The sequence below is a fragment of the Bacillus sp. z33 genome (assembly GCF_058313615.1).
The window spans coordinates 256549-281596 of the sequence record NZ_JBZFQN010000003.1; the positions used below are offsets into that span (position 1 = coordinate 256549).

General features: G+C 37.6%; 16 protein-coding genes and 1 riboswitch. Of the genes, 6 read left to right on the forward strand and 10 right to left on the reverse strand.

Going from position 1 to position 25048, the window contains the following annotated elements; genetic code table 11:
• Positions 1 to 63: 63 nt before the first annotated feature.
• The 3 genes from AC4G3L_RS13075 to AC4G3L_RS13085 form a co-directional block, all read right to left on the reverse strand.
• Positions 64 to 3309, reverse strand: a complete 3246-nt coding sequence (locus tag AC4G3L_RS13075; protein ID WP_491077424.1) for an immunoglobulin-like domain-containing protein — start codon at positions 3307 to 3309, stop codon at positions 64 to 66.
• 228 nt (positions 3310 to 3537) lie between these two features.
• On the reverse strand, positions 3538 to 3669 hold the full coding sequence (locus AC4G3L_RS13080) for a hypothetical protein (RefSeq protein ID WP_491077425.1): 132 nt from the start codon (positions 3667 to 3669) through the stop codon (positions 3538 to 3540).
• A gap of 16 nt (positions 3670 to 3685) precedes the next feature.
• Positions 3686 to 3775: riboswitch (cyclic di-GMP riboswitch) on the reverse strand.
• Between the two features lie 142 nt (positions 3776 to 3917).
• Complete coding sequence (locus tag AC4G3L_RS13085) at positions 3918 to 5075, reverse strand: HupE/UreJ family protein (RefSeq protein ID WP_491077426.1); 1158 nt, start codon at positions 5073 to 5075, stop codon at positions 3918 to 3920.
• Between the two features lie 201 nt (positions 5076 to 5276).
• Between AC4G3L_RS13085 and AC4G3L_RS13090 the strand changes: the two genes are divergently transcribed.
• Complete coding sequence (locus AC4G3L_RS13090; protein WP_491077427.1) at positions 5277 to 11240, forward strand: DUF4350 domain-containing protein; 5964 nt, start codon at positions 5277 to 5279, stop codon at positions 11238 to 11240.
• Positions 11241 to 11608: 368 nt separating this feature from the next.
• On the opposite strand, the gene AC4G3L_RS13095 is transcribed toward AC4G3L_RS13090, so the two are convergent.
• Positions 11609 to 12652 (reverse strand): acyltransferase family protein, encoded by a 1044-nt coding sequence (locus AC4G3L_RS13095; protein ID WP_491077428.1) that lies wholly within the window; start codon positions 12650 to 12652, stop codon positions 11609 to 11611.
• 192 nt (positions 12653 to 12844) lie between these two features.
• Between AC4G3L_RS13095 and galU the strand changes: the two genes are divergently transcribed.
• Positions 12845 to 13723, forward strand: coding sequence for a UTP--glucose-1-phosphate uridylyltransferase GalU (galU, locus tag AC4G3L_RS13100; protein WP_491077429.1), 879 nt, complete (start codon positions 12845 to 12847; stop codon positions 13721 to 13723).
• A gap of 394 nt (positions 13724 to 14117) precedes the next feature.
• Here the strand turns inward: galU and AC4G3L_RS13105 are convergent, their stop codons facing one another.
• Positions 14118 to 14438, reverse strand: a complete 321-nt coding sequence (locus AC4G3L_RS13105) for a hypothetical protein (RefSeq protein ID WP_491077430.1) — start codon at positions 14436 to 14438, stop codon at positions 14118 to 14120.
• A gap of 448 nt (positions 14439 to 14886) precedes the next feature.
• On the opposite strand from AC4G3L_RS13105, the gene wecB reads away from it, so the two are divergent.
• Together wecB and AC4G3L_RS13115 are read left to right on the forward strand one after the other, a co-directional pair.
• Positions 14887 to 16029 carry a non-hydrolyzing UDP-N-acetylglucosamine 2-epimerase gene (wecB, locus tag AC4G3L_RS13110; RefSeq protein ID WP_491077431.1) on the forward strand — a complete coding sequence of 381 codons (1143 nt, stop codon included), beginning with the start codon at positions 14887 to 14889 and terminating at the stop codon, positions 16027 to 16029.
• A 118-nt stretch (positions 16030 to 16147) separates the two neighbouring features.
• The gene (locus AC4G3L_RS13115; protein ID WP_491077727.1) at positions 16148 to 16309 is read left to right on the forward strand and encodes a YwzD family small protein; all 162 of its coding nucleotides are present in this window, start codon (positions 16148 to 16150) and stop codon (positions 16307 to 16309) included.
• A gap of 40 nt (positions 16310 to 16349) precedes the next feature.
• On the opposite strand, the gene tagU is transcribed toward AC4G3L_RS13115, so the two are convergent.
• The 5 genes from tagU to AC4G3L_RS13140 all read right to left on the reverse strand — a co-directional run bounded on the left by tagU (position 16350) and on the right by AC4G3L_RS13140 (position 21804).
• Positions 16350 to 17288, reverse strand: coding sequence for a polyisoprenyl-teichoic acid--peptidoglycan teichoic acid transferase TagU (gene tagU / locus AC4G3L_RS13120; protein WP_491077432.1), 939 nt, complete (start codon positions 17286 to 17288; stop codon positions 16350 to 16352).
• Positions 17289 to 17514: 226 nt separating this feature from the next.
• On the reverse strand, positions 17515 to 19038 hold the full coding sequence (locus AC4G3L_RS13125) for a DUF6056 family protein (protein ID WP_491077433.1): 1524 nt from the start codon (positions 19036 to 19038) through the stop codon (positions 17515 to 17517).
• A 40-nt stretch (positions 19039 to 19078) separates the two neighbouring features.
• A complete protein-coding gene (locus AC4G3L_RS13130; protein WP_491077434.1) occupies positions 19079 to 19489 on the reverse strand; it encodes a GtrA family protein in 411 nt (136 codons plus the stop codon).
• The gene (locus tag AC4G3L_RS13135) at positions 19455 to 20423 is read right to left on the reverse strand and encodes a glycosyltransferase family 2 protein (protein ID WP_491077435.1); all 969 of its coding nucleotides are present in this window, start codon (positions 20421 to 20423) and stop codon (positions 19455 to 19457) included. The genes AC4G3L_RS13130 and AC4G3L_RS13135 overlap by 35 nt, the downstream gene beginning before the upstream one ends.
• Before the next feature lie 127 nt (positions 20424 to 20550).
• On the reverse strand, positions 20551 to 21804 hold the full coding sequence (locus AC4G3L_RS13140; RefSeq protein ID WP_491077436.1) for a C40 family peptidase: 1254 nt from the start codon (positions 21802 to 21804) through the stop codon (positions 20551 to 20553).
• 170 nt (positions 21805 to 21974) lie between these two features.
• On the opposite strand from AC4G3L_RS13140, the gene AC4G3L_RS13145 reads away from it, so the two are divergent.
• Both AC4G3L_RS13145 and AC4G3L_RS13150 read left to right on the forward strand, forming a co-directional pair.
• Positions 21975 to 23873 (forward strand): S8 family peptidase, encoded by a 1899-nt coding sequence (locus AC4G3L_RS13145; protein ID WP_491077437.1) that lies wholly within the window; start codon positions 21975 to 21977, stop codon positions 23871 to 23873.
• A 140-nt stretch (positions 23874 to 24013) separates the two neighbouring features.
• Positions 24014 to 25045, forward strand: a complete 1032-nt coding sequence (locus tag AC4G3L_RS13150) for a DUF6270 domain-containing protein (protein ID WP_491077438.1) — start codon at positions 24014 to 24016, stop codon at positions 25043 to 25045.
• The last annotated feature ends 3 nt before the right edge of the window (positions 25046 to 25048 follow it).

A 25048-nucleotide genomic window follows, 5' to 3' on the forward strand; every position in this document is an offset into this window, starting at 1 on the left:
TTGTTATTGAAAAAAGTTAAAGCAATTTCAGTTGGATGTTCAAATAAGATTGGATTAGGGCTTCTATATATTAAGTCCATACTCATAAGTTTTACCGTTTTCTGTCCTAACTGTGACAATAACTTTGCTTTGGTTTGCCCATATTCCCAGCTTAAAGCTTATGCTGATTCCCCAGTTTGTGTATGGTGCCATATCAGTATTTATACCAGAGTTTTGTAGCGCTTCAGCAGAATGGGATGCAAACAGCAGGTCGTTTTCATAAATTTCGACTTTCTCGATGAATACACTCTCAATGGATTCTTGATTATACATGCTAATTGAAAGGCTCTTAATTACATTATTAATAGTCGTTGATCCTGATTTATAAAGATATAGGTTTGGACGATCTGAAATAGTGATTATTTTAAAAGTACTGACTCCATCTGCGGTTGCCGTAATGATTACTGTACCTTCAGAAATTGTCTTTAGAACCCCATCTTCACCAATCGTTGCGATAGATTCATCGCTACTATGCCAAGTGATTTGTTGATTAGTAGCATCCTGCGGTGCAACTATAGCTTCTAATTGCTGAGTTATACCAGTTTTTAATGTATCTGGAGCAATAATATAAATATCGGTTGCTGGAATTTTTTGTACGGTTATAATTCTGGCAACTTCTGTAGAGTTTCCTGCAGTATCGGTAACCTTATACGTAATGATGTATTGTCCTTCTTTTTGAGTATCAACCGATCCATTAGTCAAAATATTAAATGTGAGTTCACCATCGTTATTATCAGATGCATGAACACCATCTAGTAAGTTAAATTCAGTGTACAAACCGATTGTTATATCGGATACACCTGTAATGACTGGTTTAATTTTATCTATTATGGTTACTACCCGCTTAGTAGAAGCAGTATTTCCAGATTGATCTGATACTAAATAAGTTAATTCATAGGTTCCAGCTTCATTAATATTGACAGTTCCTTTAACAAGAATTGAAGAAGTAAGGTCACCATCACTATTATCAGAAGCAGAAATACCGGCTAATGGATTGAACTTCTGTCCAAAAGGAATCTCGATATTTTGAACACCAAGTAACACAGGTTTAATCTTATCGATAACTGATATTTTCCGTTGAATCGATACTTTATTTCCAGATTGGTCAGTCACTGAATAAGTTAATTCATAAGATCCAACTTTATTGCTATTCACCGATCCAGTTACTTGGATTGAAGAAGTAAGGTCACTATCACTATTATCAGAAGCGGTAATACCAGCTAATGGATCAAACTTCTGTCCAAAAGGAATCTCGATATTTTGAACACCAAGTAACACAGGTTTAATCTTATCGATAACTGATATTTTCCGTTGAATCAATACTTTATTTCCGGAATGGTCAGTCACTGAATAAGTTAATTCGTAAGACCCAACTTTATTGCTATTCACCGATCCATTTACTTCAATTGAAGAAGTAAGGTCACCATCACTATTGTCAGAAGCGGAAATGCCAGCTAATGGATCAAACTTCTGCCCAAAAGAAACCTCGATATTTTGAATACCAAGAAGCACTGGCATAACCTTATCGATAACTGATATTTTCCGTTGGATAGATACTTTATTTCCGGATTGGTCAGTCACTGAATAAGTTAATTCATAAGACCCAACTTTATTGCTATTCACCGCCCCATTTACTTGGATTGAAGAAGTAAGGTCACCATCACTATTATCAGAAGCAGAAATACCGGCTAATGGATCAAACTTCTGCCCAAAAGGGATCTCGATATTTTGAATACCAAGTAGAACTGGACTTTCATCATCCTTAACTACTATTTTGCGACTTATAAATCCTTTATTTCCAGATTGGTCAGTAACGGAATAGGTTAATGTATAAGATCCAGCTTTGTTTACATTAACCGAACCATCAACTTTAATTTTAGAAGTTATATTACCATCGTTATTATCGGTAGCAGAAATTCCTTCTAGTATATTGAATGTCTCTCCAACATGTAGTTGCATATCTGTAGCACCAGTAATGACTGGCTTAACAATATCAATAACCTTTATGGTACGATAAATGGTTGTTGTATTTTTTGCCTTGTCAGAAACCGTATAAGTAAGTTTATAATCCCCAGCTTTTTTCACATTGACTGACCCAGAAACTTTAATATTCTTGGTGATATTACCATCGATATTATCCTTTGCGGTTACTCCAGTTAGTGGGTTAAAAGTAGAACCTATATTAATAGATTTATTAGTAGCCCCAGATATGGATGGCTTAGTTATATCGTTCTTAACAGTAATCGTGCGTGTAACGGTAGTTTTATTTTTTGCTTTATCTAAAACTGAGTAAGTAAGTTTATAGGAACCCGCTTTTCTAGTGTTGACCGAACCGGAAACTTTAATATTCTTGGTGATAGTCCCGTCGAGATTATCCTTTGCTGTAATACCTTCTAATGGTTTAAAAGAAAAACCAACGTAGATAGATTTATTAGTAGCCCCAGAAATGGTAGGCTTGATGCTATCTTTTTTTACAGTAATCGAGCGAGTTACAGTAGTTTTGTTTTTGGCTTTATCGGAAACAGAATAGGTAAGTTTATAGGAACCCGCTTTTTTAGTGTTGACCGATCCAGAAACTTTAATATTCTTTGTGAGATTGCCATCAATATTGTCTTTTGCAATCACACCGTCTAATGGTCTAAAAGAAGAACCAACGTAGATAGACTTATTGGAAGCACCGGAAATGGTAGGCTTGGTGCTATCCTTTTTTACAGTTACAGTGCGAGTTACAGTAGTTTTGTTTTTTGCTTTATCAGAAACAGAGTAGGTAAGTTTATAGGAACCCGCTTTTTTGGTGTTGACGGATCCAGAAACTTTAATATTCTTTGTGAGATTGCCATCGATATTATCTTTAGCGGTTACACCTTCTAATGGTTTAAAAGAAGAATCAACGTAGATAGACTTATTGGAAGCACCGGAAATGGAGGGCTTGATACTATCCTTTTTTACAGTTACAGTGCGAGTTACAGTAGTTTTGTTCATTGCTTTATCAGAAACAGAGTAGGTAAGTTTATAGGAACCCGCTTTTTTGGTGTTGACTGTTCCCAATACTTTAATATTCTTTGTTATATTGCCATCGACATTGTCTTTAGCAGTAATACCAGTTAACGAGTTAAATGAAGATCCTATATAGATAGTCTTGTTAGTCATACCAGTAATGGCTGGTTTAACTGTGTCACCAGCCGAATTAGCTAATGTTGGGGCTCCTCCTAAAACTAGTAATACTAGTAGAATGATAGTAGAGAAAAAAGTTGATTGTTTGTTTGTCATGATACACTTCTCCTAATCCAAATATAATGTAAATACACCAAATTATACCATTGAAACAGAAGGAGTACTATCAAATTTTGGAAAGTTATAAGGTGGGGATCAAACTCCTGGTAAAGAAGATAGTATGATTATTAAAATGAGGGCCAACCTTACATTAAAGTCGATTTTACATAGATTATGTAAGGAATTGCTGGACATAAAAAGAATGGAACCTTTGCTCCATTCTTTTTACATATTATAGAGTAATATTTGTATGCCTAAGATAATCCCAACAGCTCCTACTATTAAGACCGTATAGGTTACGTTTTTTCTGATTTTTCTTTTTCTGTACATTTCCTCAGGAGTTTGATAGTAATTCAATTTTGTGCCTCCTCGTTTTGGTAACTCTGGCTGAATTAGCATGAGTTAAGCCTTAGTCCCTTTTGTTTTGCGTCACCAGTTTTCGCTGGCTTTGCCGTTTTTAGCGTATAGTATAATGGTACAAAATGTATTATATAGATAACAGGGACCAAAGTCGCATTTTGTCAAAAAATAACTATAAGAATTTTCTTATTCTTATTGACAAATAAAAAGATATCAGCTCCATTGGAACCGATATCCTAAGTCTTCTATGATATAATCCTTTCAATCAGCCAATAGGCCCCCATCATAAAGGTAAGAATGGATCCCGTGACCATCACGTTTCGGTAGAAGTCTTTCTTTTGGTACCAAATGAGTAGCGGCAATAAGAGAATCACGATGATGACCTGTACAATTTCAATTCCTACATTAAAGCTGATCAGCGCCGTAACCAATCCCTCTTTTGAGATATCCATATCCTTTAAGATATTGGCAAATCCCATTCCATGAATTAATCCGAATAAGAAGGTTAACAACCAGCGTTTTGAGATATGTTTTCTAACTATATTTTCGATTGCTACATAGCAAATACTCAAGGCAATCATCGCTTCGACAAATCGCGATGGCAGATCGGCGATTCCGAGTACAGCTAACGTTAAGGTGATACTGTGTGCCACTGTAAAGGCGGTGACCAGTGCAATATATTGCTTCAGGCTTTGGCGTCTGATTAATAATACAAATAAGAATAATAAATGGTCATACCCAGTCAGGATATGCTCCATCCCAAGCTTGAGGAAGGAGAGCCAGCTGACATTGCTTTTGGGTTCTGTTGCAATTGTCTCAGTCGCTGTTTGATCTGATTGTTCCTGCTGTCCGGGAGCCAGCAGCATCATCACTTCCCTATTCTGTTTGCCCTGCAGTGCACTCTCATAGCTTTGGTTGTCATAGGTAATACTGACAAAGTTGGTGTAATACTTGGCATTGCTGCCTTCTAAATAAATGCCGTCCGAGAACTCGATCGATTGGCCTTCTTTTAATCCTGGTAAGGTGAAGGTTAGGGTGGCGACCTCCGTATCATTTTTAATTTCGATTACTAAATCTTGCAGTTCAGGTGATTGAGGTTCCCCATCTGCTTCGAGTAATAGGCCATGTTCAATCCATTCCTCTAGGCGGTGAGAGATCTCCTTCACTTCTTCTGTATTCAATGCATCATCTTTATTTGTATCTCCCCCGAGACCTTCAATGATCGATAAGGTGTCGATGGAATAGATTAACGTAGATTCTTCTTCTGAAATCGTTAGGGATGTATAGGCAGCGCTTAATGGATGCGCATACGAAATACCTTGAAAAGTTAGTGTGGAAAGAATGACTATCATAATACCGGTAAGCCATATAGAAATAGGTAGTTTTCTCTTCTTTTTCGTCAAGATGTGTCAAATCCTCCCTGGATTGTTGTTTGTTCTACAAATCTATCATTAAAAACTCTGGGACAAATGTAAAGATATTTTTAACTAATTTATATAAAAATGTTAATATTATGTTATTTTTGGAAAATATATATTTAATAAATAGGAAATTTGCTATGATAGATAAGCAACACTATTATGTAGAAAATTGGGGGAGTTTGTGTGAAAAGGAGAAAGAAATGGCTTGGATTAGTGTTATCTATGATGCTAATTGTAAACGCTTTCTTACCGCCTTTTATAAGTGGTATCGCACATGCCGAGGAATCGACACGTGTCGCTGATCATGTCGTGATCAGTGAAGTATATGGGGGAGGAGGAAATAATGGAGCTCCATATCTGAATGATTTTATCGAATTGTATAATCCAACAGACAAAGATATCAGCCTCGAGGATTGGTCTGTTCAATATGCAGCAGCTACGAACGACGGAACGAAACCTTTTTCAGGTCTTCAAGTACTGACTGGGACCATTAAAGCCCATGGATATTATTTAATCGAGGCAGCAGCAGGTGCGGGGAATGGTGTTGCTTTGCCAACAGCTGATGTAACAACACCTTCCAGTTTCAATCTGTCTGGAACAAATGGACATGTTGCATTGGTAAATGGAAAGACGGCTATTTCAAATAAAGACGATGCAGCAGTTATGGATTTTGTTGGGTTTGGAACGACTGCCAAACAGTTCCTTGGTTCAGGTCCAACAACACCGCCATCCAATACGGATAGTGTAGAGCGTATGGCCAACGATGGCTCAGATCCGGCAAGTGCTGGAGTGGGCAAAGGCAATGGTTGGGACACAGAAGACAATGCGAAAGATTTTATGAAAGTAAAACCGAATCCGCAAAATAGTTCTTCACCAATAGAAGATGGTTCAGGTACAGGGGAAGAGCCAGGTACACCTGATGAACCTGAGGTGCCGGCTGACCCGACGACAGTGACTAAAATCGGGGAAATCCGCAAATTACAAAGTTCAACTGGATCTCCGACGAATGTAGGTACGAAATATTTAATCGAAGGTGTCGTTACAGTTGATGATCAAATCTTAGATAACAACAAGAGCAGTTTTTACATACAGGATGAAACGGGCGGAATTAACATATTTGGATATACAGGCAATGTACAGGTGAAAAAAGGGGACATAGTAAAAGTACTTGGCCAAATTTTATTTTATAATGGTTTAACCGAATTGGTTTCTCCGACGGTTGAAGTTATTGGGCAAGCGGATGTTCCGGCTCCGGCTGAAATGGCGATTGCTGATTTGGCAAACTATGAGAAAGCTGAGCCACTTGAAGGAATGCTGGTTAAAGTGAAAGGGAATATTTCCACACTTCCAGAAGCTCTTCCAGCCAATGTAACGTTATCTGATGAGGATGGAAAAAGCATCACTCTTCGGATTATGGCAAAGACTCAAATTACATTGGGCACAGATATAAAGGCAGGTAATTATGAAGTAACTGGTATTTTAGGACAATATGCATCCAAATCGCCGTACACTTCAGGCTATCAATTGTATCCAAGAAATAAAGAAGATTTAGCAGTCTATTATCCGCTTACCTTAAAACACGAGGCACTTAAAGAGGCGTATACAGAAACAGATGTCACGATTTCTGCACAAATTGCCGGTGCTGATTCGGCAGTTCTTTATTACAAAGCAAGTGGCTCATCAGAATATGTGCAAAAAGAATTGGTCAAGGGAACGGAACAGCAATACAGCTATACGATTCCAGCCAGTGATGTTCCGCAGGCAGGCTTTGATTATTATATAGAAGTAAAAAATCAAAGTGCGACGAAAATTAGCGGTTCAGCTACTGAACCACATAGCGTAAAGCTTGTGAAAGATGAAGCGGGACCTGTAATTTCTGACGAGAGTCCTGTCAATGAATCCAAAACGGAATCTAAACAACCGACCATTTCGGTTCAACTGAAGGACCCAAGTGGCGTTGATGAAGCAACTGTTAAAATGACCATTGATGGACAGGCTGTTGAAGGTGTATTTAATAAGGAAGCTTTTCAATATACTCCAGCGGGTGAACTATCCCTTGGTGTTCATAAAATCAAGGTGACAGCTGCAGATAAAAAAGGGAATCAATCGGAATATGAGTGGTCCTTTACGATTACGAAAGTATTTACCGGGGGCAATCATTACCGTGGCACCACACATAACCATACGAATATTTCCCATGATGGAGCGGGTTCTCCGGAAGAAGCGGTTCAAGCTGCCATCAAGTATGGCTATGATTACTTTGCCTTCTCTGATCATTCTCATGATATTGATTCGGCTTTACTTGGCCAGGATACAGAAGAACGTAAAGGAATGCAGGAACGTAAAGGCGGAACAGATTGGCAGTTAACAAAAGATGTTGCCAAGAAATATTCCAAAGATGAGTTTACGGTTTTCCCGGCCTTTGAAATGACCTCCACTACATGGGGACATTCCAATGTATTTGGAACGGAAAACTTTATCGACCGAAATATAAACAGCAAGCAATATCAAACACTCAGCCAATATTATGCATGGATCCTGACTTATGATGATATCGCGGCACAGTTTAACCACCCGGATATGTCGGCCAATGCGTTTAATAACTTTACGCCATATGATAAAAATGTCGATAAGTTATTTACGATGTTTGAAGTCGGTAATGGATCAGGGCATTATTCCTATGCAAATGCTGAAAAGAAATATTTCACTGCCCTCGATTTAGGATGGCATATTGCACCAACTTATGGTGAGGACAACCATGATGCATCATGGGGCAAGACGATGCAACGGACTGTTATCGTTGCAGATGAAAACACGAATGATTCTTTGCTTAATGCGATGAGTAAAATGCGTGTCTACATGACAGAGGATCCGAACTTTACGCTTGATGTATTAGCAAACGGAAGGTATATGGGATCGATCGTAGAAGGAGATACACTGAAATTTGATATCTCCGGCTCAGATACGGTGGCAGAGAATAACTCAATAGCTGAGTATGATTATCTTGATGCGAAATATGTATCGAATGATGAGATTGAAAAAGTGGAATTAATGACAAATGGCGGGAAAGTGATTGATACTCACAAGCCATCCGGTAAATCATTTAAATGGAACCCTGAAGTAAGCATTAAAGGCGGACAGCAATGGTTTATTGTCAAAGTCACGCAAAAAGATGGCGAACAAGTTTACAGTGCACCGATTTGGTCTGAAGAGAAAGAAGTAGATGTTCGGATCAGCGGGGCTGAACTGACAGATGGAGTGGCAATCACAGGCAACCCAACGAATCTTTCAGCTGGTATCAGCAATCTTGGTACAGATGATTTAACTGACTTAACGGTTAAATTTTACGAAGATGAAGTGAGTGAAGCCAATCTGATTGGCACGGCGCCTATCTCTAAATTAGCTGGTAAAACAGCTACAACGGTTTCTGCCGTTTGGACAAGCAAAACGAGCGGTGATCATAAAATTATTGTCGTGGTTGATACACCGGAGGGCGACAATGCAGAGGATAACCAATATGTATTGAATGTAAAAGTAAAAGATGCTCTCGGTAAAACCGTCTTAATTGATGCTTCTCATAAAAATGAGAATACCTCAACAGATGGCGGCTCCTATAAAGACAATTTCAAAGCGTTTACGAGATTGATTCAAAATGAGGGCTATAAGGTAGAGGAAAATAAAACTCCTCTAACAGCGGAAGTGTTGAAGGGAGTGTCAGTTCTAGTGATGACACATCCAGCAAGCAGCTTGACTGCAGAGGAACGAGTGGCCGTGAAGGACTTTGTCACTGCGGGAGGCTCCTTATTCCTGGCTGCGAAAAGTAATAATAGCAGCGGTTCAACCAGAAGCAATGACTTGCTTACGGAAATCGGTGCGACGATTCGGGTAAGTGATGACCAAACGAATGACTTATCGAAGACAGGGAACTTCTGGACAGATCCGGCCGTCTCCCCATTTGCGATTCGCTTGCATCCGGGTCTGGTAAACAGTCTGGTCACAGACCGTGTTGCAACGATTGAGTATTACAGCGGTTCCAGTCTGGAGGGTGTTGGACATAAGCCATTGGTGAACTCAGATACAGTAAGTGTCCTTGTTTCCGGTAATGATACGACCTTCCAGAAAAACGCGAAGAATGAAACGTATGTGTATGATGCCGTTTCGGATGAAACAGGTGGCTCAGCGATTCCGATGATTGCATCTGAAACAATTGGAGAAGGAAGAATCATCGTTGCCGGCAGTAACTTTGCGAACGATAAACAGCTCGATGAATCCTATAATCCAAAGGGCAATGATGAAATGGCCCTTAATTCGATTAACTGGCTGGCAGACCGTGAAACGAAAGTCACATCGGTTAAAGAAGCAAGGCAGCTGGCTGATGGAGAGAGTGCAGTCATTGAAGGAACGGTCACAACCGCAGCGGGAACTTTCTTTGATGCCTTCTATGTTCAGGATGAATCTGGCGGAATTATGGCCTTCAATGAAGTGCCGGATGGAAGTCTGAAGCTTGGAGATCAGGTTCGTATCTATGGGCATATCAAAACCTTTGATAACAATAAAGAAATTGAGTTTGATGCCTTTACGCTGGACGTGATTAAAACAGGCACAGCTGATCCAGTCGCGCCAAAAGTCCTGACAACAAAAGAAGCCGGCATGGATGAAAATCAAGGCTTACTTGTAAAAGTAACTGGTCAAGTTGTATCGAAGTATGATGAAAGATCCTATGTCATTAATGATGGATCCGGAGATATTCTCGTCTTTACAGATGGGTATATCGAAAATCAGGGTGAAAAAGTGAAAGTACCTTCCTTGAAAAAAGGAGATACCCTCGAAGCAGTTGGGTTAACTGGTGATTTTGCTGACGGTAAACGGATCCGTGTACGGGATACGAAAGAGTTGAAAAAGACAGCAGATGCACCGCCTGAAGCTCCGGTTATGAATGAAGAAATTAAAGATGATACGAAAAAAATAACTGGTAAGGCAGAAGCGGGCAGCACGATTATCGTTAAAGTCGGGAATACCATTATTGGGCAGGCAATAACGGACGATAAAGGAAACTTCACCGTTGAAATTACACCGCAAAAAGCGGGAACAGTGCTGAATATTATTTCTAAGGTTGGAGACAGAGAAAGTTCTGTCCTCACTAAAACAGTCCTAGATGGAACAGCTCCAGCTAAACCAGTTGTTGATAAGGTTACGGACAAGTCCGAATACCTAACCGGCAAAGCGGAAGAGGGATCGACAGTTACGGTTAAAGCCGGTAAATTGATATGGACTGGTAAAGCCGATCAAAATGGAAAGTTCAGTATCAAGATTACAGCTCAAAAAGCTGGAGCTGTTTTGATTGTTACAGCGACAGATGATGCGAAAAACATAAGTGCAGAAACGAAAGTCACTGTTTTAGATGTCACCGCACCTGCTAAACCAAGCGTTAACCGAGTGACAGACCAATCAATTACTGTGACCGGGAAAGCAGAGCCAAATTCCAAAGTTACAGTTTATAAAGTTACTCAAAAATTAGGTTCTGCCACCGCAGCTAAAGATGGTAAGTACTCAGTCAAAATTTCGAAACAAAAAGCGGGTACAGAACTGGGAGTCACAGCTACTGACTCAGCTGGCAATAGCAGTTCTGTAACAAAAGTAAAGGTTGCGGATGCAACGGCACCTGTTAAGCCAAAGCTCAAAACAACCATCACAGACAAAACGACCAAGCTTAAAGGATATGCTGAAGTCGGTTCAACGGTATCCGTCAAGGTCGGCAAGAAAACATGGACAACCAAAGCGGACAAAAAAGGCCAATTTAAGCTGTCCATATCCAAACAAAAAGCAGGAACTACGGTGACCATCTGGGCTACCGATGCTGCTAAGAATAAAAGCCAATCTCTAACGGTTAAAGTGAAGGACACTACACCACCGGCTGCGCCAAAATTGTATCCGGCTTATTCCTTCCAAAAGCAGCTATCTGGAATGGCTGAGCCAGGTGCAACTATTACCGTGAAATACAAAAACCAAGTAATAGCTGTCACCAAAGCGAATACAAAAGGCTATTTCAAAGCACGCATCAATTACAAAAAAGGGATTGTTTTAACCGTCACCGCAACCGATGCTGCGAAGAACAAAAGTAAGGTAACCAATGTAAGACTGAAATAATCGGATAGACGTGAACATCCTGCTCGTACCTGAATATCGGTCCCGAGCAGGATGTTTTTTCTTTATTTAAAGGAATAGAATGAAAAGTAGCGTATTAGTTATATAGAATGAATGATAATTTAGGCAAAGGGGATATGTATGAAAGAATTAGAAAAACCTCTATACCGGTAGCGGTAGAACATAATATTAAAATCTTTATTGAAGGATATGAAAAGCACATTAGAGGAATATTTTCCAGCCATATATAAACCTTCTACCCGCGAGTAATAAATAGACTGCTGAAAGTTATTCCAGCAGCCTTTAGAAAGTTTATAGAAACTATTAATTTATAATGCTGAAATGTCTTGTTAAAATTACGAACTCTATTTCTAGCTTACAAGAGGTGTGACCGATTGATTATTGGTCCGTTGTTTAGGTGATGTTTTTTTCAATTGACCTATAATATAAGAACCAAAAGGTAAGAGAGAAATTAGTTTGATTAGAATCATACTGATTAGCAAGGTAACAAAAAATAAAGCTAATACTCTTGTTGATGTATGATTAAAGTAAGCAGCGATATGTGGTGCTATAAATTGTTGAACCTGCCAATGAGTTAAATAAATTCCAAAGGAGTAATTGCTAATTATATTGATAATTCGATAATTAGGTATTTTTTGACCCCAAGCCAGGATTAGTGCACTTGTAACTATAACAAATAACAGTAAATCGAATCTTTTAGATGAAACGGTGGTATTTCCAGATTGATAGGAGATATGCATAATACCTATAGAGATAAAAAACAGAAGAACTGTTAACCATCTATATTTTACTAAAATATCTGAAACAATTTCATAATTTTTACCCACCGCATATGCAATTGTGAAGTAAGCAAACCAAGCAAGAAATGGTATGTTTATCGTAATACCATACTGTGCTGAAAGCTCTGGGTTTAACCTTAAAATATCTAAGTAAAATGACATTAAATAAATACTTAGTGGAATCATCCAAATCATGGAAATCTTAAACTTCGTTACAATATAATGAAGTATATAAAACTGAAAAATAATCAGAATAAAATATCCTTCATATCTTCCGAATACAGCATTATTAATGATTTTTTGTGAAAGGTCTATATTTGGATTTAAATATACCATTACAAATGCATCAATAATAGCGAAGGCTATATAAGGAATGAAAATAAACTTAATTCTTTTCAACCAAAAGTTTTGCGGAAGTTTAGATGGATACTTATTAGCCAAAATAATCTCCGATAAAACGATAAATGTTGGAGTGGCATAACATAATAGCAACCTATAAAAGTGATAGTTTGTTATCTCAGGATAGCCAATATTGTTTCCGGTTTGAGTCATACAATGTAAGAAAACGATACTTAGACAAGCAATTACGCGCAATAAATTCCATTCTTTAATCACGATTCAACCACCTAATCATTAAATTTCTATATTATTTTATCATTCATAGGTGTCGTTATGAAGTAAAAAATGGAAAAATACAACTTAAGTAATATTAAGTTGTATTTTGATACCTATTTATTAGACGAGTTTTATTATTTTGATAGGTATTAGTTATTAGAATGATTGAAAATGAAGGTAAAGGGGATTCCTATGAAAAAAATCACGAAAGCAATCATACCTGCAGCAGGCCTTGGAACAAGGTTCTTACCGGCAACGAAGGCTATGCCAAAAGAAATGCTGCCAATTGTTAATAAACCGACCATTCAATACATAGTAGAAGAAGCCGTTGCATCTGGAATTGAGGACATCATCATCGTGACGGGTAAGGGGAAGAGAGCGATTGAGGATCATTTTGATCACGCCTATGAATTGGAGCAGAATCTAAGGGAGAAACATAAATTTGATTTGTTGGAAGAGGTACAAAAAGCATCCGAGCTTGCCAACATTCATTATATCCGTCAAAAGGAACCTAAAGGCCTCGGTCACGCCATTTGGTGTGCGCGTAATTTTATTGGGGAAGAGCCGTTTGCTGTGCTGCTTGGAGACGATATTGTCGTCCATGATAAGCCGTGCTTACTCCAATTAATCGAACAGTTCAACGAGCTTGATTCATCGGTTATTGGAATTAAATCTGTCCCTGAAGAAGAAACAGATCGGTATGGCATTATCGATCCGATTCAGGTGGATGGGCGTTGTCATATGGTAGGCAGCTTTGTAGAAAAGCCAGCGAAAGGAACAGCACCCTCTAATCTGGCCATTATTGGACGGTATATTTTCAAGCCTGAAATATTCAATTTTCTTGGTGAAATGGAAATCGGAGCAGGTGGTGAAATTCAATTAACGGATGCTATCCAAAAGCTCAATCAAATCCAGCGTGTCTATGCTTATGAGTTTGAAGGTGAACGATACGATGTCGGTGATAAGCTTGGCTTTATTAAAACGACAATTGATTTTGCGTTAAAGAATGAAGAGTTACGGGAAGACGTATTACGGTACCTGGATCGATTGCTAGAGTCGGAGAGAAGATAGAGAGAGTATTGATCTGGAGTAGAATGACCAAGTGTTCTGGATTCTACTCCTTTTATGGATGGTTTATCATTGATTGAAATTTTCGTTTCCTTGGTTGCCTAGTGTATACTGTTGCTCCAATTCATTAAGCTGGAGATGTAAAGAATAGATTTTTTTATTCAAATCTTTTTTCATGTTGGGATCAGTACAGGAATCTACTTTATTGATAAGGTACTTCAATCTGCTTTCATACCAATAACGTTTTAGGAGTATCATTCTTACACCTCATTTCATTCAGTATATGATATGTATAATACCCCTCTGCTAGTAAAATAATCCTTTTGTCCTTTATATAGGTAGAAAGAGGGGTAATTTCCTGCAGAAAAAGAGACTGAACAGTTTCAGTCTTAGTAGATTAGTAGTTATTTTGATTAGTTAGAGGAGTGAGGTCTTGTAATATTCCCTTAAGCTCGCTGCTTTTATGCTTCGAATCATCATACACTTTTTTGATCGCCTTATGCGCCTCTTGTAACTTTTTTTGCTGTGGGGCATTTATGGATTGCCTTTCCTTCTCAAGTTTGGCTTCAGCCAGGCTCCTATTTGCCAGATCCTCCGTATATTGCATGTCCGCTTTTTCGCGTGTCTCCTCTATTTTCCCATGATAATAACGATTTCCAAAGACCAAAAAGCCAAAACAAAGAACAGCAAACATCCCGGTAATCCAATTCCGCTTCATAACTCACCTCTTCTATTTTACCAAATATTAACACGTACCAAAGAAACTTTAAAGGTACTTCAGCAAGTTTTTTGGGCTGGGAGAGGGGGTGTTCGATATAGTGATTGTAGGAAGATAGGGATGTTATTTCAGCAGATTGATAATGTCCATTAATAGAGAAGCTAACTAAACTGGAAGACTAAACAGACAGTTTTCTTTACACTAAAATCTGTGAAAAGACCCTGTAAAACCCTGGGATACTTATGAAGAATTAGGGTATTAGAGATTAGCGGAAGTTTATTTAAATGCTGGAGTATTTTGTGCTTTTGTGGATAATATAGAAAGAAAAAATAACTGTTTTATTCAACAATTTCTTTGTTCATATGTAGCTTACTTGTTACTATAAGGTATATGGACTAAACTAATTTGAAGTTCAGTGTATATTGTTTGTAGATAAAGGAGAGTTCTGATGGCTCAAAAAATAAAAGTTATGACTGTTTTTGGTACAAGGCCAGAAGCGATTAAAATGGCTCCCTTAGTTAAAGAATTGGAGAAGTACCCAGAGCAAATCGAACCGATTGTTGCGGTAACAGCCCAGCATCGTCAAATGCTTGATCAGGTGCTTGATATTTTTGATATTAAACCGGATTATGATTTAAATATTATGAGAGACAAACAAACATTGGCAGGGATCACGACCCGTGCGCTTGAAGGATTGCACGAAGTTATGGCGGGTGTTAAGCCGGATATCGTACTTGTTCATGGGGATACAACAACGACTTTCGTAGCAAGTCTGGCAGCGTTCTATCATTCCATCCCGGTCGGGCATGTGGAAGCGGGCTTGCGAACACATAATAAGTACTCTCCTTATCCTGAGGAAATGAATCGCCAGCTCACCGGAGTCATAAGTGATTTACATTTTTCGCCTACCTATCAGTCTAAACTCAATTTGTTAAATGAAAATAAACCGGAAGATTCTATTTTTATTACCGGAAATACTGCCATTGACGCTTTGAAAACAACAGTTAAAGAAACGTATTCCCATCCTGTATTAACTAAATTGGGAAGTGACCGACTCGTCTTAATGACGGCTCATCGTCGGGAAAACCTTGGTCAGCCAATGCGCAATATGTTCAAAGCGATTAAGCATTTGATCGAAGTTCACCAGGATATTCAGGTTGTTTATCCGGTTCATTTAAACCCTGTCGTTCGCGAGCTGGCTGCTGAACTATTGGGAGACCATCCTCGTATTCATTTAATTGAACCTTTGGACGTAATAGATTTCCATAATTTTGCGTCACGGTCTTATTTAATTCTGACTGATTCAGGCGGCGTTCAGGAAGAAGCTCCGTCACTCGGGGTTCCTGTACTGGTATTAAGAGATACGACAGAACGCCCGGAAGGAATAGAAGCGGGAACCTTGAAGCTTGCTGGTACGGAAGAGGATGTTATATTCAATATGGCAAATGAGCTACTATCAGATAAAAAAGCACATGATGATATGGCTAAAGCATCCAATCCGTATGGAGATGGGGAAGCATCTAGGCGTATAGTCGAGGCTATTCTTTATTATAAAAAAGAAAGAAACGAAAGACCGGTAGATTTTATGTAAATCGGTTTAGGTGAATGTTTCTGTCATATTACTGTTCTGTGTCAAAAAGTTTATAGGTATATACAACAAATAGAAAAATTTGTATAATGAGGTAATAGTTTTGGAGGGAAAAGTGAGAATGACGAATGAACTAAAGTACAGAGGAAATGATGAAACTCATACAAGAGCGTTTATGGACTTGATTAAAAATGTCTATGATCGCGGAACAACAGATGCAACATTAACTGCACATGAATTCATCGAAGAGATAAAATCTGAAATTAAGAATATCTATAAATAAGAAAACGGATTAAGCTCATAAAAGCTTAATCCGTTTTCCTTTATTTATTTACTTGTAAATGTGTTTTTAATGTATCCTTAAGGCTTGTCAAAGATTCATCAGAAGGAAGATAATAGTAGACTCTATCGATTTTTGTCCCTTGCCCTTCAAGCTGAATCTGTTCTAATGACTTGGCTGCTTCCTTATAATTACGCTGGATGCTGACCATTTGAGAGAAAGATAAATCAGTCTTCACATTATCACCCAGTGCATTGAAAATCCCATCAAAGCGGGTTAGAGAAGAGAGGCTTGCTCCTTCGTTAAGGACTGCTTGGATAATCTGTCTTTGTCTTAATTGGCGTCCGAAATCTCCGCGTGGATCCTCGTACCTCATTCGTGAGTAGGCCAAGGCCTGTTTACCATCCAAATTAAGGGTGCCCTCTGCAAAGTGATGACCATCAGCAGTAAAGTCAAGATCGTTGACAACTGTGACACCGCCTACAGCATCAACGATATCTTTAAATCCTTCCATGTTCACTTGTACATAATAATCAATCGGGATATCAAGGAAGTTCTCTACAGTATCCATAGACATTTCCGCACCGCCAAAAGCATACGCATGGTTGATTTTATCATCCATTCCTTTTCCGACAATTTCGGTTCTTGTATCCCGAGGAATACTTACCATTTTGACGGATTCCAGAATCGGATTCACCGTCAGGACAATCATTGTATCAGAGCGTCCCTTATCGCCTTCTCTTTCATCTACACCCAATAGAAGCACAGAAAAAGGAGTCTTATCCTTCAGGCTGACTTTCTCTATTCTTTTTTTGGAGCCTTCCCGATTAGTAGGATTGTGCATGGCTTCTAAGGCAGTATCGAAAGAACGATATACCATAAAGGTAAATACACCGCCAACTAAAACAAATAACCCTATAATCCCTAAAACTACTTTCTTCCATGTTTTCATCTTTTTCTTTTGATTTCTGTCTGAGCGCATACTGTTCCTCGTTTTCTACAAAATATTACAATCTATTTATATTATATAATATTTCTGAATGATTTAGACAATAAAATTACATTTAGTAAGCACTTGAATACTATTCTTTAACAAATATACTACTATATAAATTTATATTATAGAAGTTGAGTGTAATTATTGTAAAATATAAACCAAAAAACGGACCTTTTACAAGTGTCCGTTTTTTGGTAAATTCATAATTTAATTATTTGTCCTTAAGGTCTTTCCACTCTTCATAAGGAATGATCTTAAGATTAATATGATCCGGGAATCCATGGTATTCTTTAAACGTTGAATACTGGTATCCAGGGATTAGAGGAGTACTTACTTGAAGAAATCTTTCATAAGGCAGCCTGGTTAAAGCAATTTCTTGGTTGGGATTTTCCTCTAATTTTTCATTTATATAATCAATACGTTCATTATTGACATGGTGGTTCATTGTAAGCGCATAGCTATAAAGCATGACAAATAATAGACATGTCACTGCTAGAATCTTATTTATATAGTCAAATTTAAATTTGTTTGCTACTATATAGCTTCCCATTTCAACTGCCAATAATACAAAGAATGTATAGGAAGCAAGGAAATTCCTCGGACCAAAAGGATGAACAAAAACTAGCGGTGCAGCAATTAAGCCTGCAGATAATAAATAAAATGTACTCTTATATTTAACTTTTTTCATATCTATAAAGAGTAATATAGTAATTAATATACTGAAGTAGAATATAAGCCCAAAAGCTGCTTCAAATACATTCGTATAATCGTTAAATAACTTTACTCCAAAATCATTTACTACTACAAAGGGATATAAAGGATACAAAACAAAAATGACAAGTAGAGTATTAGTAATCCATTTTTTGTATGTCGTACTATTTTTAATCGCTCTAACAATAATACTGATACAGATAATTGAAATAATGATATTCATTATTTTGTTGTTCATGAATAACAGAGGATACATTTTCTCCGTAAATACTGTATAGATTTTTTCGAATAAACCCATATTTTCAGCCGTATCTACCGATCTATATGTATCTGATCCGCTAAATATTTTCGCGTAGGCTCCATTGGTAAACATCATGATAGCGCCGATTATTGTGGAGATAAGAAAAGCCCAGTGAATCGCAAAGAACCTCTTAAACTTAATATAAGTAAAAGCAATTACAGTGACCGCTAAAATAAACGCATAAATCGTTACATGCTCTACAAAAAGCTGCGTCATGATTCCTAGTAGGATGATAGGGATGATTAGCCGATTATTATAGTTGGGAACTTCCTCTTCAAAAACATTTTTTACTAGGAATAAATAGATTAATACGCATACTAAAGAAGGGATATAGTTAGAAAACCCTGCCACCCAAGCGTATGTTTGGGCAAAAATATTTACTGGAATACTTATAAATAAGGTGAAACTTAAAAGATAACCGAATAGAGTTTTGTTAGTAGATAATTTAACCGGAATGATTACTAAGGCTGTTGCGAATGCGGCCATTATTAAAAATCTAAGCCAGTATATCCGTGTTAAAAATAATTCAAATAAATTCCCCATATATCTGCCATTATAATCTTTAAACCAATTTTCCAGCCTGCTTATCCCATCTGATGTACCCCAAGTCCAATCATCATGAGTAAGTGGAGTCCTGTAAGCAAGATAAAAATATACTAAAAAGACAAAAATAGTATAAAAGATTTCAAACTGTTTCTTCCTCTTTATTTCTGCATTAGTCAAAGTGTCACATTTCCTTTCAAACTCCAAGATAGAAGGAGCGCTATTTCTTTTTGAAAATGAAAAATTTACTGAATATATAATTTGCAATTAATACAACTACATTGGACCATATTTTAGCCCAAGTACCACCCATCGCTAATCCGTCTACGAGAGCAATCATTGCTGCTAAATCCATTAAAAACGAAAGGAATCTAAATCCGAAGAATAATACAAGCTCTCTAAATGTATCCTTGAAATTATCAGTCTTGCTTTCAAATACATAGTGTTTATTAGTGAAATAGGCGAATAAAACAGCTGCAATCCATGCAATAGTGGTTGCTATGCGGTAATCAATGGAATATATTTCGGCTGAGACCCAATAGGTAACAATATTAACGAGAGTTGTTAGAACCCCCATTATTAAATACATGATTATACTATAGATTCTTTTGTCGAGTTTTTTCATAAACATTCACATACTCATTATTATATTCTTGTACAAAATACAAGGGACGGTTTTTGGTTTCGTTGAAAACTCTTCCTAGGTACTCACCTATAATACCTAAAGAGATAAGTTGAATACCTCCTAAAAATAAAACAACTGCCATCAAAGAGGGATACCCACTAGTATCTGTGCCGAAAAATACAGTTTGGACTATAATAAAAATTAAATAAAAGAAGGAAAGAATAGATATGGTGAATCCGAAGAGACTGGATAACCGTAATGGAAAAATTGTAAATGATGTAATACCTTCTAAGGCCAATTCAATAAGGGCCATATAATTCCACTTAGTTTCTCCGCCTGCTCTGGGAGCCGCTTCAAATTCAATTTCTTTCTTTTTGAAACCAACCCAACTATACATTCCTTTTGTATATCGCTGAGATTCTCTCATTTGTATTATTGCATTCACACATCTTCTATCCAGTAAGCGGAAATCACCGGCATCTGCTAAAACAGGTATTTTGGTGGTTTTTTGAAGTAACTCATAGTATTTCTTCGATGTGAATTTCTTTAACCAATTTTCCCCTTCTCTTTTCATGCGTTTTGCATAAACATCATCATACCCTCGTTCCCAATACTTTATCATTTCGGGAATAGACTCAGGCGGATGCTGTAAATCTGCATCCAATATAATAACAGCATCACCCTTGGCATAGTCAAATCCTGCTATCATAGCCGTTTCTTTCCCATAGTTTCTGGACAAGTCTACAAATGAAACCCTAGGATCCATTTCTTGGAGAATTTTAATAATATCCAAGGTATTATCTTTGCTTCCGTCATTAATAAAAAGTAATTCAAATTCATAATCTTTGATGCTATCCATGACATGACTGACACGATCATATAATTGATGTAAAACTTCTTCTTCATTATAAGCCGGTACTAAGATAGTTATTATCTTCATATAATACCCTCCGTAACTATTAAATAACTTTTAGAGTTTATCATATAGCGAACTAACTTCAAATTTTAAAGCACTCAGGATTCGATAAGAATAAAAAAAATCCAGCCAAGTTTGGCTGGATTTTTTTTTAATAGAATCTCTTAAAGCTCGAAAAATGCTTCTTGTAATAGGAATTGCTTAAGCTTACGATTCTCACGCCGCTATTGTCCGCGTTAATGAATTCGTTATTGCCTATATAGATGCCTAAATGTGAGATACCCGCTTTATAGGTATTCTCAAAAAATACTAAATCACCTGGCTTGGGAGTATTGACGTAATAAGAACGGTCATAATAACCTGCGGCTGTAAGGCGGTTAATATCATAACCCGCTTTATTAAATACATAATAAATAAAACCGCTGCAGTCAAATCCTGATGGGGTAGTCCCACCAAAGACATATCTCGTTCCCATAACCTTTTTGCTTTCATTAATCAGCTTGGCGGTGAAATTGGAATTGCCGATCACACTTGTTGAATCATCCCGTCCAATACCTTCTTGTTTTGGTACTGTTGGTTTGCTTGCAGCAGATCCTGATAGCTTCAGCTTTTGCCCTACATAGATCATGTCTGATTTAAGATTGTTAAGGGACTTTAATTTAGCAACCGTTATTCCATTCTGCTGTCCGATCCGGCTCAGTGAATCTCCGCTCTTTACCGTGTATGTTGTGGTGGATGTCGGAGATTTAGATGGATTCGGCTGTTTGGCTGGTGTGGGAGCTGCGGCAGCTGCACCTGTCAATTTTAGTTTCTGTCCGACATAAATCGTATCTGATTTAAGGCTGTTAAGGGATTTTATCTTAGCAACTGTTAATCCGTATTTTTTGCCAATAACACTTAGAGAATCTCCGCTCTTCACAACATAGACTGTACTGGATGAAGGCTTAGGCGAAGTGACTACTGGTTTAACAGTACCCCCTGCTGTTTTTGAAACTTTAAGCACCTGATTCGGATAAATGAGCGTACTCTTTAAATTATTCCACTCTATTAGATTGCTAATCGATATTTTATGCTTGGCTGCTATTTTTGACAGACTATCTCCTGAAACGACTTTATAGGTTTTAGCAGAGCTTGTCTGAGCAGTATTTTGTTTACTTTTGTTTGTTGTTACAGTTTTGGTAGCAGTAGTCGATTTTATCTTTAATACTTTGTTTGGATAAATCATGTCGGATTTTAGACCATTTAATTGTTTAAGTGCTGCAACGGTTGTTCCGCTTTTATTGGCAATGGCCGACAAGGTATCCCCTTTTTTTATTGTGTATGTATTAGAATCGGCAGAAGCAGATCCAGCATATGCGACTGAAAGAATGGCTACGGCAGCAAATGCGGCAGCTTTTGATTTCAAATAGAACTCCCCCTTATTAAAAAAACATCTCCTATAATATAGTAACACAGGAAAAATAATGTTGAAACGTGTTTCTTTGGTATTGAATGAAAAGAACTATATGACTATGTAGAAAAAAATGGTAATATTGGGTCTAAATATACATCTGGGAAAGTGAGTGGAGAAATAGAATGAAGAGATTTATCGCGGCGCTGAGCATTATCATTTTGTTGGGATCGTTAACTCCTGTCGAAGCAGCTATACCAAACTCGAAAAATAGCAAAGAGACAACTGACCGGGTCATTATAAAGGTGAGTCAATCTAAGTTGGTGAATCGATTTCTTAAATACGGCAGTTCAATGCTCGAAAAGAAAACCAATCTTATGACAGTCGAGAAGCCAAAAAACAAATCGATGTCTTCCTTTTTGAAGGAGTTAAAGAAGAATCCGGGAGTTCTTTATGCTGAACCTGATTATAAAGTGACTCTGGATGCCCTGCTTAATGACCCATTACTTAAGAATCAATGGCATCATACTGCCATTCAATCAGGGCAAGCATGGGATACGACAAAAGGTTCTCATCAAACAATCGTGGCTGTAATAGATAATGGGATTGATTCAAAGCATCCGGATCTTTCTCCCAACATTATTAAACCATTTGATATTGTGGCAAATTCCAATAAAAAGATGCCTGCCGGGGAACATGGTACGCATGTAGCCGGCCTGATTGCCGCTGTTGGGAATAATAAAATAGGTGGTTCAGGGGTAGCACCCAGTGTGAAAGTGATGCCGATTAATGTATTTGTAAATGATGTAGCCTATACGTCCGATATCATTAAAGGGATCCAATACGCAGTGAAGTCCGGAGCAGACGTTATTAATATGAGCCTTGGGATGTATGAAAGCTCCAAGGCATTAAATGATGCTGTACAGGCCGCGTATAAAAAGGGCGTTCTGATTATAGCGGCAGCCGGAAATGATCAGACTACTAGACCATCCTTCCCGGCAGCTTTGCAAAATGTGTTATCTGTTAGTTCTACGACTCAGTTTGATAAAAAGTCGTATTTCTCCAATTATGGGACAACGATAGACCTTTCAGCACCCGGTTCAGAAATTACGTCTACTTTGCCTAATAATAAATATGGGGCAATGAGTGGAACCTCAATGGCTTCTCCGATTGTAGCCGGGGCAGCTGCATTGATTTTATCAAAGGAGCCTAAATTAACAAATGAACAGGTGGCTTATCGATTGACATCTACGGCGAATGACCTTGGGGCGAAGGGGAAGGACACCAGTTATGGAGCTGGCAGAGTCAATGTGGCGAATGCTCTGAAATACCGTTTGCTTGCGACCCCGGTGGTCAGTCAACTAACCGATAAAGATAAAACGATTCGTATTCAGTACAAAGAAGCATTTAAAGGTAAAGTTATTGTGATTGGAAATACAAGAATTGAAAAGCAGATCACTTCAGATCGAGGATTTAATCAGCTGATCAGTATTCCTCTACAAAAGGGTGATACGATTGTTTCTATTAAATTAGTAGATGAAAAAGGGAATGAGAGTTGGCCTGTTAAGAGGAAGATAAAAGATACTACACCACCTCCTGCTATCAAAATGACGAGTATAGGAGACAACAGCAAAATCGTTCAAGGAAAAGCAGAAGTTGGTGCTAAAGTTACTGTTCGCAAAGGAAATGTTCAATTGGCCTCAGGGAATACAAACAGTGCAGGTAATTTTAAAATCACTATGAAGGCAGCTCAAAAGGCAGGATCTGTTCTATATATTCAAGCAGCTGATAAAGCAGGGAATAAGAGTCCTGCACTGAAAACGGTTGTGAAAGATAAAACGGCACCTAAATTAATCAATATCAATAAATTCACTCCCAGCTCAACAAAGGTAAAAGGGTCAACTGAGCCGAATGCTAACATTACCATAAAAGTAAACAATAAAGTGATTGGAAAAGGAAAAGCGAATAACTCCGGCATCTTCTCCGTTTCGGTCAAAAAGCAAAAATTAAATACAGTTATGAGAGTTTATTTGACGGATGCAGCCGGGAATGTAAGTTCATATCGGTTGACGGTTAGGAAGTAACATCTTTGTCGTTTTTTTAGATGTATGAGGTTCATTGCAGTTCGGATAATGACGATATACAGAAATTTATATAGTTATTATCCATATATTTTATTTATAATTAAAGGTATCTATTGAGTAGTGTTAAAAGGAGCCGAAGTATGGTGGAGAATATAAAAGTTGCAGTTCTGGGTAGCTGTGCGACGAGGGACAATTTTAATTCAAAGTTCAATCCAAGATATAAAGAGTTTTATGATTGTATTCTGACGCAAAATCAAGCTTCTATCATCAGCTTGATGTCTCGTCCATTTAACTATACCAAGGATGATATTGGTGATTTAAATAACTATGATAAATGGAATGTAGAAACAGACTTTTCAAAGAGTTTCCTTACCGATTTAGTTAAACTGCAACCAACCTATTTGATTATTGATTTTTTCGCTGATATTCACTTTGGGGTCATTTCTTTGGATTCAGACCAATATATTACGGATAATCGTTGGAAGTTATGGAAAACACCTTACTATAAAGGATTAAAGGAGCAGGGTTCACTAAAGAAACTTACGATTTTAGATCATAAGGAAGAATATTTACTAACGTGGAAAAAGAGTGTAGATCAGTTATTCGCCTTTTTAAAAGAGAAATTGCCGGAATGTCAGATCATTATTCATAAGGCAAGAAATGTTTCCCTTTTAAACGATAGTGGTTCATTGGTTGATTTTGCAACGAGTGGACGTGTCAAAAAAGAAAATGTGCAACTTTTAAATCAGTACTGGGATGAGCTGGATCAATATGTAATAGATCATCATCCTGTGTCGGTTATTGAAATCAATGATAAACCATATCACACATATAATGAACATCCATGGGGACCTTTTTATGTTCACTACACAGAGGATTATTATCATAAATTTTTATTGCGATTGCACCAAATTGTATGTGCAAACGAAGTTGAAAGTCATCTGATGAATAAAATTTTATCGGAAATCTTTAACCAGTATGATGATTTGATGGAAAGATACGAACAGTTAAACCAAAAGCTATTAGATGAACAGAAACGGTCATTGGGCTTACAAGAAAAGATTAAGCTGGCTATGGGAGAAAATCAAGAAGAGCTAGAAAAGTACAAAAAGGCATCTATGATTACCTACCTAAAAAGAAAGTTAAAAATCGCATTGAAAAATGGGATATAAATA